This is a genomic window from Pantoea alfalfae (genome assembly GCF_019880205.1).
Taxonomy (GTDB): Bacteria; Pseudomonadota; Gammaproteobacteria; order Enterobacterales; family Enterobacteriaceae; genus Pantoea; species Pantoea alfalfae.
The window spans coordinates 1,288,162-1,299,589 of the sequence record NZ_CP082292.1; the positions used below are offsets into that span (position 1 = coordinate 1,288,162).

Here is an 11,428-nt window from a genome sequence, read left to right on the forward strand (position 1 = left end):
GCAGTGTGATATACTTTCGCACCTTTAAAATCCGGGATTAAGTAGAGGGATAGCGGCTCCATGAGCGACCTTGCGAGAGAAATTACACCGGTCAATATCGAAGAAGAATTAAAGAATTCTTACCTCGGTTACGCCATGTCGGTCATCGTTGGCCGAGCTTTACCCGATGTGCGTGATGGCCTGAAGCCGGTTCACCGTCGCGTACTCTATGCGATGAGCGTACTGGGTAACGACTGGAACAAACCCTATAAAAAATCTGCCCGCGTCGTCGGTGACGTTATCGGTAAATATCACCCGCATGGTGATTCCGCCGTTTACGACACCATTGTACGTATGGCCCAGCCTTTCTCCCTGCGTTACATGCTGGTGGACGGACAAGGCAACTTCGGTTCCATCGACGGCGACTCCGCTGCAGCGATGCGTTATACCGAAATTCGCATGTCGAAAATCGCCCACGACCTGTTAGCTGACCTGGAAAAAGAGACCGTCGATTTCGTACCGAACTATGACGGCACTGAGCAGATCCCTGAAGTTCTGCCGACCAAAATCCCTAACCTGCTGGTGAACGGTTCTTCCGGTATCGCCGTGGGTATGGCAACCAACATTCCACCGCACAACCTGCGTGAAGTGATTAACGGCTGCCTGGCGTACATTGAAGATGAGAACATCAGCATTGAAGCGCTGATGGAGCACATTCCGGGGCCTGATTTCCCGACCGCCGCCATCATCAATGGTCGCCGTGGCATCGAAGAAGCGTACCGCACCGGACGCGGCAAGATTTACATTCGCGCACGTGGCGAAGTGGAAGCCGATGCGAAAACGGGCCGCGAGACCATCATCATTCACGAGCTGCCGTATCAGGTGAACAAAGCACGCCTGATTGAGAAGATTGCGGAGCTGGTGAAAGAGAAGCGTGTCGAAGGCATCAGCGCACTGCGCGATGAGTCTGATAAAGACGGCATGCGCATCGTGATTGAAATCAAGCGTGATGCGGTCGGCGAAGTGGTGCTGAATAATCTCTATTCACTGACCCAGTTGCAGACATCGTTTGGCATCAATATGGTGGCGCTGCATCAGGGCCAGCCGAAGATTATGGCGCTGAAGGAAATTCTGGATGCCTTTGTTCGCCATCGTCGTGAAGTCGTAACGCGTCGTACCATCTTTGAACTGCGTAAAGCCCGTGACCGCGCGCATATCCTGGAAGGTCTGGCGATTGCGCTGGCGAATATCGATCCAATTATCGAGCTGATTCGTCGTGCACCAAACCCGGCAGAAGCGAAAGCGGGTCTGATTGCACAGGCGTGGGATCTGGGTAACGTGTCAGCGATGCTGGAGCGTGCCGGTGATGACGCCGCGCGTCCCGAGTGGCTGGATCCGCAGTACGGCATCCGTGATGGTCAGTACTATCTAACCGAGCAGCAGGCTCAGGCGATTCTGGATCTGCGTCTGCAGAAACTGACCGGCCTTGAGCACGAGAAGCTGCTGGATGAGTATAAGGCACTGCTGGAGCAGATCGCTGAGTTGCTGCACATTCTGTCGAGCGCTGAGCGTCTGATGGAAGTGATCCGCGAAGAGCTGGAGCTGATGCGCGATCAGTTTGGCGACGATCGTCGTACAGAGATCACCGCAAATACCGCCGATATTAACATCGAAGACCTGATCAATCAGGAAGATGTTGTGGTGACATTGTCGCATCAGGGCTATGTGAAGTATCAGCCGCTGACCGACTATGAAGCGCAGCGTCGTGGTGGTAAAGGCAAGTCAGCCGCACGTATCAAAGAAGAGGACTTCATTGATCGTCTGCTGGTGGCGAATACCCACGACACGATTCTTTGCTTCTCAAGCCGTGGCCGTCTCTACTGGATGAAGGTTTATCAGCTGCCGGAAGCGAGTCGTGGCGCACGTGGACGTCCAATCGTCAATCTGCTGCCGCTGGAAGCCAACGAGCGTATTACGGCGATTCTGCCGGTACGTGAGTATACCGAAGGCTTCAATATCTTTATGGCAACCGCGCTGGGTACCGTGAAGAAGACTGCGCTGAAAGAGTTCAGTCGTCCGCGTAGCGCCGGCATTATTGCCGTGAATCTGCGTGATGACGATGAGCTGATCGGTGTGGCGCTGACCAACGGTAATGACGAAGCGATGCTGTTCTCAGCGGCCGGTAAAGTGGTGCGCTTCGCAGAAACCGCAGTTCGTGCCATGGGTCGTACCGCTTCTGGCGTGCGCGGCATCAGGCTGGCTGAAGGCGATCGTGTCGTGTCGTTGATTGTGCCGCGTGAAGAGGGTGCCATTATGACCGTAACGCAGAATGGTTACGGTAAGCGGACTGCCAACAGCGAATACCCGACCAAGTCGCGTGCGACGCAGGGTGTTATTTCAATCAAAGTGACTGAACGTAATGGTCCGGTAATTGGCGCGGTTCAGGTTGTCGATGGCGATCAGATTATGATGATCACCGATGCCGGTACGCTGGTGCGTACTCGCGTTTCAGAAGTGAGCGTCGTGGGTCGTAATACCCAGGGTGTGATCCTGATTCGTACCGCAGAGGATGAGAACGTAGTCGCTCTGCAGCGTGTTGCCGAGCCGGTTGAAGAAGAAGAGCTGGATTCAATCGACGGCAGCGTGGCGGAAGGCGAAGATGATATTGCGCCGGAAGCTGAGATTGACGATGAAGAGATTGCACCGGAAGCGGATGCAGAAGACGAAGACGACGCAGCTGAAGACGAAGAGTAATTTGTCTGACGTGAGCTGAGGTTCGTTGCAGAAACGGCAGGTCAGGGGAAACCCGGCCTGCCGTTTTTTTGTGTGTGATGGACAGATTGCAGGGGCAGAGAGTTTATGGCGGGTGGCTGGGAGCTGATGGCTGTGAGTCGGGAGCCGTCGCAATGCCTGCTGTGCCCGATCGCAAAGGATTCCCGCATCCCTGCGGATCGGCCACGCCATCCCTGCCGTGGACACGTTGCTCTTCGGGCACAGCAGGCCTTTTTTGTGGGGATTTGGGTGTCGCTTTGAGGGGATGGGCGTGGTGTTTGAGGGGTGAGATGTGGGGCGGGCACATGGCTGGTGGCTATGAGTCGGGAGCGGTCGCAATGCCCGATCGCAAAGGATTCCCGCATCCCTGCGGATCGTCCATGCCATCCGTGGCGTGGACGCTTTGCTCTTCGGGCACAGCAGGCCTTTCTTACTGGGGTTGTGGTGTCGCTTTGAGGAGATGCAGATGGCGCTTTGGCTGTCTTAAAAGATTCCCAAACCTTCCGCTAAGCCTGCGGCTGGCTGGCTTTTTTCGCCCGATAAAGCTAGTGTATGGGCATTAAAAATCGATGATGCGACTAACCTTGCCAACTGCGAGTTACCTTTGAAATATCCTGTCTCTTTCCGCACTACGCTTCGCATCTCGCGCTATCTTTTTCGCGCGCTGGCGCTGCTAATCTGGACGCTGGGTGCCGTTCTGACAGCGTTTTACATCATCAGCGTACTGCACAATAAAGAGACGCAGGTCCGGCAGGAGTTCGCCAGCAACTACGGCACGATACAGTGGTATGTGCGCCATTCGGCGGACATGATGCGTGAGCTGAAGTACATCACTGAAAACCGCTTAACCAACGCCAGCAGTGGTCTGGATGTGCTGACCGGCATGATGCCAGGTAAAGCCACCCAGCCGCAGTATACGCCGCTGTTCTCGGATGGCGACTGCACCTCAATGAGCAATACCTGGCGCAATTCGCTCGATTCACTCAGCTACTACATCAATTACTGGAAAAGTAACTTCGCCTCATCGTATGAACTGAATCGGGTGTTTTTTATCGGTGGCGAGAGCCAGTGTCTGGCCGACTTTACCATTGGCAGCAGTAATGCCGATCGGGAACGCAGCCTGAAATCGCTGCGTGAGAATGTGCTCCGCTATCGCAATAGCAGTGAGGAGGATCGCCGCAATCCGATGTACTGGATCAACAGCAGTGCTCAGCCCGGTGTCGGCACCTTCTATATGGTGGTGCCGGTTTACGTCGCCAACAAGTTACAGGCGCTGCTGGGTGTTGAGCAGAATATCCGCCTGGATGAGTTTATTCAGCCGGGTAGCCTGCCGGTCATTGCGTCCATTACCGATGAAAATTATCGTCCACTGCTTAACTCGCGGCGCGGCGGGCTGGGCTTCTCGCTCGATAATCTGCCGGATGATAAAACCTGGTTCGGTTATCTGAATGGGTATCGTCAGCTGGTGCTGAAGAAACCGCTGCCGCCGTCCGACCTTAATGTGGTCTGGTCGATACCCACCGATGTGATGGTGGATCAGCTCAAGCTGATGATCATTAATGCGCTGCTGCTCAATATTTTCAGTGCGGTGATCCTGTTTACGCTTGCCTGGGTATTTGAGCGGCGGATGTTCCTGCCGGCGGAGGAGAATGCGCACCGGCTGGAAGAGCATGAGCAGTTTAACCGTAAGATTGTTGCTTCTGCGCCGGTCGGGATCTGTATTTTACGCACCAGCGACGGCACCAATATTCTGAGTAACGAACTGGCGCATAACTATCTGACGTTGCTGACGCAGGAAGATCGTCTGAAGCTGAATGAGATAATCGGCGGACAGCAGGTCAATTTTGTCGATGTGCTGACCGGCAGTAATACCAACCTGCAAATCAGCTTTGTGCATTCGCGTTATCGTAATGAGAACGTGGCGATTTGCGTGCTGGTCGATGTCTCAGCGCGTGTGCGGATGGAGCAGTCTCTGCAGGAGATGGCTCACGCGGCAGAGCAGGCGAGCCAGTCAAAATCGATGTTCCTTGCTACCGTCAGTCACGAACTGCGCACGCCGCTGTATGGCATTATCGGTAACCTCGACCTGTTACAGACCAAAGAGCTGCCCAGCGGCATCGACTCGCTGGTGACGGCGATGAACAACTCCTCCAGCCTGCTGCTGAAGATCATCAGCGATATTCTCGACTTCTCGAAAATTGAGTCCGAGCAGTTGAAAATCGAGCCGCGTCCGTTTGCCCCACGTGAAATCGTGACCCACATCGTCGGCAACTATCTGTCGCTGGTGGTGAAGAAGCGGCTGACGCTCTACTGCTTCATCGAACATGACGTGCCACAGGTGCTGGACGGCGATCCGCTGCGTCTGCAGCAGGTGATCTCGAACCTGCTGAATAACGCGATTAAGTTTACGCACACCGGTTGTATTATCCTGCATGCCTGGGTTGCGGAGGGCTATCTGGCCTTCCGCGTCCGGGATACCGGGGTCGGCATCCCGGCGAAGGAGCTGCCGCGCCTGTTTGATCCCTTCTTCCAGGTGGGAAATGGCGTGCAGCGTAATTTCCAGGGCACGGGGCTGGGACTGGCGATCTGTGAAAAGCTGATCAACATGATGGATGGTGACATCGAGGTCGACTCAGAGCCGGGCATGGGCAGCCAGTTCATTGTCCGTATTCCGATCTACAAAGGACAGAAGCCGTCGCTGATGCTGCTGGAGGGTTTGCAGGATAAGAAAATCTGGCTGGCGATGCGCAATGACTATCTGGCGCAATTTGTTACCCGCCAGATTCAGCAGCAGGGCATTGAGGTTGCGGAGTATAACGGTAAGCCGGGTCACGACGATGTGGTGATGACCGATTACGAACTGGAAATCGACTTACCGCTGCGGGCGCTGATCACCTTTGACGGATCGCATGTGGATATGCCGCGTGAACGTCAGCCGGGGCGCTGGATCCACTCGACAGCCACGCTGCACGAGGTGCCGGCTCTTCTGGCGCGCATCTATCGTATTTCGCTGGGCCACGATACAGCGGATGCGTTGCTGCTTGCCGCGCCGGTCGAAGAGAAAGTGCATAACGATGACATCATGGTGCTGATTGTTGATGACCATCCGATTAACCGCATGCTGCTATCGGAACAGCTTGGCACGCTGGGCTATCAGGTCAAAACCGCGCAGGATGGCGTGGATGCGCTTAACGTGCTGAGTCGTAATGAAATCGACATCGTGCTGACGGACGTGAACATGCCAAACATGGATGGTTATCGCCTGACGCAGCGGTTGCGTCAGCTGGGCCATCTCTTCCCGGTGGTGGGCGTGACGGCGAATGCGCTGGCGGAAGAGAAACAGCGTTGTATGGATGCGGGTATGGATAACTGTCTGTCGAAACCGGTGACGCTGGATGTGCTGAAGGTGACGCTGGCAATCTATGCTGATCGGGTGCGTAAAACGCGGCCAGGATAAAGCAGGATAGGGCAGGAGAAGAGGCGGTACAGACTGCACCGCCTCAGACGTAACTTAGTCTCTTTCGACCTGACTCTGGCTGACAGACGACAGGTAGTTCAGCAGCGCGATATCATTATCCACGCCCAGTTTCATCATTGCTGATTTCTTCTGGCTACTGATGGTTTTGATACTGCGGTTCAGTTTCTTGGCGATTTCGGTCACCAGGAAACCTTCTGCGAACAGACACAGTACTTCGCTCTCTTTCGGTGACAGGCGTTTGTCGCCATAACCACCTGCGCTGATCTTCTCCAGCAGCTTCGCAACGCTTTCCGGCGTATATTTCTTGCCTTTCTGCAGTGCAGCCAGTGCTTTTGGTAAATCGGTAGGCGCGCCCTGTTTCAGGACAATCCCTTCGATATCGAGATCCAGCACAGAACTCAGAATCGCCGGGTTATTGTTCATAGTCAGAACAATAATCGACAGATCCGGATAGTGACGTTTAATATATTTAATCAGCGTAATGCCATCGCCATACTTCTCACCTGGCATAGAGAGGTCGGTGATCAGGACGTTAGCATCAAGCTTGGACAGATTATTGATCAGTGCTGTTGAGTCTTCGAACTCACCTACAACGTTGACCCATTCAATTTGTTCCAGAGACTTTCGGATACCGAAAAGGACAATTGGATGGTCATCGGCAATAATTACGTTTAAGTTATTCATCTTATTGGTTACCTTGCTGCAGCAGTTGATTGACGTAAGCGTCAATATCACTGGTGGTATTTGTAATGTTTGAATCGTCACACGCTTTAATGTGGTGTTCTAACTCTTCACAAAGCTGTTTGCCGGGAGTCAGATTGAGCATGGCAAACACGCCCTTTAGGCGATGCGCTGTCTGAGCAAGCGAGGCGTAGTCCTTTTCCGCTGACTCAGTATACAGTCTCTTCACATCAACCGGTACTGTCTCCGTAAACAGCTGGAAATAGCCACCGCTCATCAATGGCGTGGCCGTGTCGTCTTCCATGTCATTATCCATCACATCATGCGACAGTTGCTTCTCAATCAGGGCCAGTAAGGCATCGAGCATCGCATTACTGAGATTGAAATTGACCCGATACTGCTGGTCGTTCAGTGCATGATGACCCAGCTCATCTTCCGCCAGCAGCAGTGCCCAGCCGCTAAGCTTTGCGGGATCGTCGGTCACCAGCACATCGTGATCCTGACCGGAAATGCGCTCATCGGGCGTCAGACAACGCGCGCCCCAGTTTTCCAGATGGCGGCAGACGATTTTATGTACGTCCTCCACGGTGATCTCCACCAGCGCGGTCACACCATCCAGAATCTTCTCCTCTTCTTCTTCGCGCTTCTCTTCCAGCACCAGCGGCAACTGCATGTTGTAGCGCGTGCCGATATCCGCTTTTGCCACGATATCGAGACTGCCACCCATCTGCTTGCAGAGCTGCTTACACAGGAAGAACGCCATGCCGGAAGCCTGTCCGTAGCGATCCTGACTGGTATCGCCCAGGAACGGGAAGTCGACATTCGCCAGCTCATCCACCGTCAGACCCGCACCGGTGTCCACCAGTTCGATGATCACTCTATCGGCCTGTTTGTCCGCAGCCTTAACTTCCAGGGTGATTTTTCCCCAGCGGGTGGTGGTCAGAGCATAGTGCATCAGCGTGGTCAGCACTTTGCGCAGTGCGCGACGGTCGCCAAATCGCGTCTCGTCATTCGCCAGATGATTATTCACCACCAGCGACAGTCCTTTGCGACGCATCAGCGGCAGGCTTTCCAGTGCGATTTCGTCCAGCAGCTCCTGCAGGTTAAAGACGGTCGCATCCGGTGACCAGTCATGCGCCTCAAGCCGGTTGAGCAGCACGATATCATCTACCAGTCGCGCCAGTCCCTGGCTCTCATCGAGCAGGTCCAGCACGGTCTCATCGGCATCACGCTGGCTGAGCTGCACCAGCTGCGTCACCATCTTCTCCAGAGGCTGATTCAGTGCATGGCCCAGATTGTGCAGCAGCTGCTGACGCATCTGATGATTGCGATCCAGCACCTGCTGCGCTTTCTGCAGTTTCTTATTCACCAGCAGCTCACGATCCTGGTCACGCATCATAAACAGCTGAGTATGTGGCGACAGCACGCTGCGGGCGTGGCGAATCTCATACACTTCGTTATTGATAGTGGCCTGCAGCACGCCCTGATGCTGGTCGGACATATTAATAATCTTCTGCAGATTGAGATGCGGCAAAAGATGTTCAGCAATCTTATTGCTCAGCAGGGTGCGGTTGCTGGCAAAGTCATACACCAGCAGGCCGACCGGCAGGCTGGCCACAATCTCTTCATTCAGTACCCGTAGCGAATCAAGTTCAGCGCTCTGATTCTCGCTGGGACGCAGCGACTGCTGGCGCAGCAGCACAATACCCGCCAGCGACAGCAGGAACAGCAGCAGGTTGATCAGCAGCGGCCAGAGCAGGTTGTGCAGGCTGTCGATAATCAGGCGGGTAATCGGCACCTGATAGACCAGTTGCAGCGACGTACTGGGCAGGGTGGCCGTAATCTCAATATTGGGATTAACCAGCGTGATGCGGGTGTTTTCCACCTCCTGCTGATCGGCTGTCGTGGCAGGCATTGAGCTGTCCTGACGTAGCTGGAAGTTTTCCAGCGGCATGTTCTGCGGAACAATATCGTTAACCGGCAGATCAAAGGCGACCACCGTGGCCAGATGGCCCGGCTGATTGAAGGTGGTGCGCAGCGTGAAATAGTGGTCGTTCTGGAAGGCGAGATGGCGCAGCGGCGAGAAGCTCTCGCGTTCATCCAGCGCATTGGCCTGCTGCAGCATCTCCGCGCGGCGGCTATCTACCATTGAGCTGATAGCGCTCTCTTTATAGCGCGTCGCCATATCTTTCAGCGGCAGGGTCGAGATCATAATCAGGCTGTTGTCCTGACCATTTAAAAAGTACATCGACCAGGTGGGATTTTCTGCGCCCCACAGCGTGTCGAGATAGTTCGACATCCGCATGGTCATATCCAGCGTGCTGCTGTCGTGTGAGCCGAAAATCAGCGCCTCGGTTTTACGCCGGGTTTTTTCCAGGTAATAGACGTCAGGACGCAGCCGCGTCTCCTGCAGATTACTGCCGGGTGTTGCGCCTGCCGCACTGGTGGAGAGATTTTCATAGATCTGCCAGGTGGCAAAGCGGTAGGCGTCGATGCGCTTCTGCACGTCACGCGCCAGATCGTCCATCGCATAGCGTTTGCCAGTCAGCCAGGCATTGACCGAGTTATGCACCATAAAGCCCAGCGCCAGCAGCAGCACCAGATTGAAAACCACAAAAAAGCGGGTGACATTGCCGGAGGTCAGTGGAAACTTATACAACATAGCGTGTCAGGTACCTGAATTATCGCGCAACTTTTCGCGCACTGGCGGCTACCGCTAGCAGCAACAGCGCGATCATTAGAAATGCGCCGCTGAGGCTGATCCATTGCGAAATGAATCCGATTAAAGCCGGACCTGAGAGAATACCCGCATATCCCAGCGTTGTCATGGCAGAAATCGCCAGGTTCGCAGGCATATCCTGTTGATTCCCGGCAGCATTGAACAACATCGGCACCGTATTGGATAAACCAAAGCCAACCAGCAGGAATGCCAGCAGGGCGATCTCCGGCCACGGCAGCCAGACGGCCAGCGTCATGCCCGCTGCGGCGGTCAGTGCGCCCGTCAGCATCACCGGATAGCGGCCAAAACGCTGGATGATCTTATCGCCGCTAAAACGGCCCAGCGTCATCGCCACCGAAAAGACCGCATAGCCCAGACCGGCGTAAGCGGGTGACATCGCCGGGTTCTGCAGCAACAGCAGCGCACCCCAGTCCAGCACTGCCCCTTCCGCCAGGAACAGGATAAAGCAGAGCAGGCCAAGAAATGCGACCCAGCCACGTGGGATCACCAGCCAGGGCTGATCGGGCTGGTGCAGACGCTGGCTCATTAACACCGGCAGTCGCCACAACAGCAGTAACAGCATTACGGCCATCACCACCAGGGTCGCGTGCAGCGGCGTAAATGAGCGGCTCAGCAACAGGCTCACCGTACCCGCACCGAGAATCCCGCCCAGACTGAAGAAGCCATGAAAGCCAGACATCATCGGCTTATCAGCAGCCTGCTCAACCTGTACCGCCTGATAATTCATCGCCACATCCAGCATGCCCAGACCGGCACCAAACAGCATCAGCGCCGCGGCCATTACCAGATGAGAGTCAGCCGTGGCCAGCAGCGGCATCATAAGCAGCACTAACAGCGTCGAGAAACCCATCACCCGACGGCAGCCAAAACGTGCCACCAGCGTGCCGGTCACCGGCATCGCGGCCAGCGAACCAATTCCCAGGCAAAGCAGTAACGCGCCTAAGGAGGCACCGCTGAGCTGCAGACGATCGCGGGCAAACGGCACCAGCGGTGCCCAGGCTGACATCCCCAAGCCATTAATCAGAAAGATAGTGCGCGTGCCCCAGTTCAGGCGGCTCTGATGCTTATGTTGTTGTGCAGCGTCCAGTGCAGTCATAGGTCAGATTCATCAAAGATAAAGCGGAAAAGTGTAGCTCTGGCCGCGAGTTCAGTGGCCGTTGCGCCTCTTATCAAAGTGGTGCAGCAACATCGTTTAAAGGGCAAAACCGGGAGTTTACCGACTTTTGCTGCGCCGCGAATTTTTTCCAGAACTTTCCTGGTATGACCACCACATTCGCGGCGTGACTTAACTCAAATTTCAAGACCAGTTTTCAACCACTTGCTGCCCAACAAGACGGAACAGGACCAGTCATAAATGATGGCTGAATCGCATAATTAACAAATTTATTTTTCCGGTCTCAGGTTTTCTAAAGGGTGGTTTTTTAACCGTTTTTTATCATTCATGGAAACAGTCAGCAATAAATTGACATAAAAAACAAGGGCAAAGCACATTTTTTGAAAACTGAACTTCATCTGTGGCTAATGTAATCAAGATTAAATCATAATGAAATCTGTACATTTACGTTGATTTTTATCGCGGTTACGCTAAAAATCACCCTGTCAGAACTGTTACATTTCGCGTCAGTCTGTACAGCTAAATCTAACAATAATACCGCCACGCTTCGCTTTTCCAGGGGCGTGTGACGCACTTTTGTTTTGCCGTTTCTATATGCACCAGGTTGAGACGCCTTCTGTTGTTCAGAAGGTGAAACTATGTGTGAAGGCTATAAGCATAAAAT

At 54.2% G+C, this 11,428-nt stretch carries 5 protein-coding genes; 2 read left to right on the plus strand and 3 right to left on the minus strand.

From position 1 onward, the window contains the following. The first annotated feature begins 60 nt into the window (after positions 1-60). Positions 61-2,733, plus strand: coding sequence for a DNA topoisomerase (ATP-hydrolyzing) subunit A (gene gyrA, locus K6R05_RS06165; protein ID WP_161733352.1), 2,673 nt, complete (start codon positions 61-63; stop codon positions 2,731-2,733). A 622-nt stretch (positions 2,734-3,355) separates the two neighbouring features. Continuing rightward, positions 3,356-6,208, plus strand: a complete 2,853-nt coding sequence (gene rcsC, locus K6R05_RS06170; RefSeq protein ID WP_161733350.1) for a two-component system sensor histidine kinase RcsC — start codon at positions 3,356-3,358, stop codon at positions 6,206-6,208. A gap of 54 nt (positions 6,209-6,262) precedes the next feature. Here rcsC and rcsB read toward each other — a convergent pair whose 3' ends face one another. The 3 genes from rcsB to K6R05_RS06185 are packed head-to-tail and all read right to left on the minus strand — an operon-like array spanning position 6,263 to position 10,746. Further along, positions 6,263-6,913 carry a response regulator transcription factor RcsB gene (gene rcsB / locus K6R05_RS06175; protein ID WP_222925197.1) on the minus strand — a complete coding sequence of 217 codons (651 nt, stop codon included), beginning with the start codon at positions 6,911-6,913 and terminating at the stop codon, positions 6,263-6,265. A gap of 1 nt (position 6,914) precedes the next feature. Beyond that, positions 6,915-9,572, minus strand: a complete 2,658-nt coding sequence (rcsD, locus tag K6R05_RS06180; RefSeq protein WP_161733348.1) for a phosphotransferase RcsD — start codon at positions 9,570-9,572, stop codon at positions 6,915-6,917. 19 nt (positions 9,573-9,591) lie between these two features. After that, on the minus strand, positions 9,592-10,746 hold the full coding sequence (locus K6R05_RS06185; RefSeq protein ID WP_150010514.1) for an MFS transporter: 1,155 nt from the start codon (positions 10,744-10,746) through the stop codon (positions 9,592-9,594). Positions 10,747-11,428 lie beyond the last annotated feature (682 nt).

Excerpts from the sequence above, each read along its gene's own strand:
- rcsB (WP_222925197.1), bottom strand. The coding sequence starts at position 6,913 with ATGAATAACTTAAACGTAATTATTGCCGATGACCATCCAATTGTCCTT.
- rcsD (WP_161733348.1), bottom strand. The coding sequence starts at position 9,572 with ATGTTGTATAAGTTTCCACTGACCTCCGGCAATGTCACCCGCTTTTTT.
- K6R05_RS06185 (WP_150010514.1), bottom strand. The coding sequence starts at position 10,746 with ATGACTGCACTGGACGCTGCACAACAACATAAGCATCAGAGCCGCCTG.
- gyrA (WP_161733352.1), top strand. The coding sequence starts at position 61 with ATGAGCGACCTTGCGAGAGAAATTACACCGGTCAATATCGAAGAAGAA.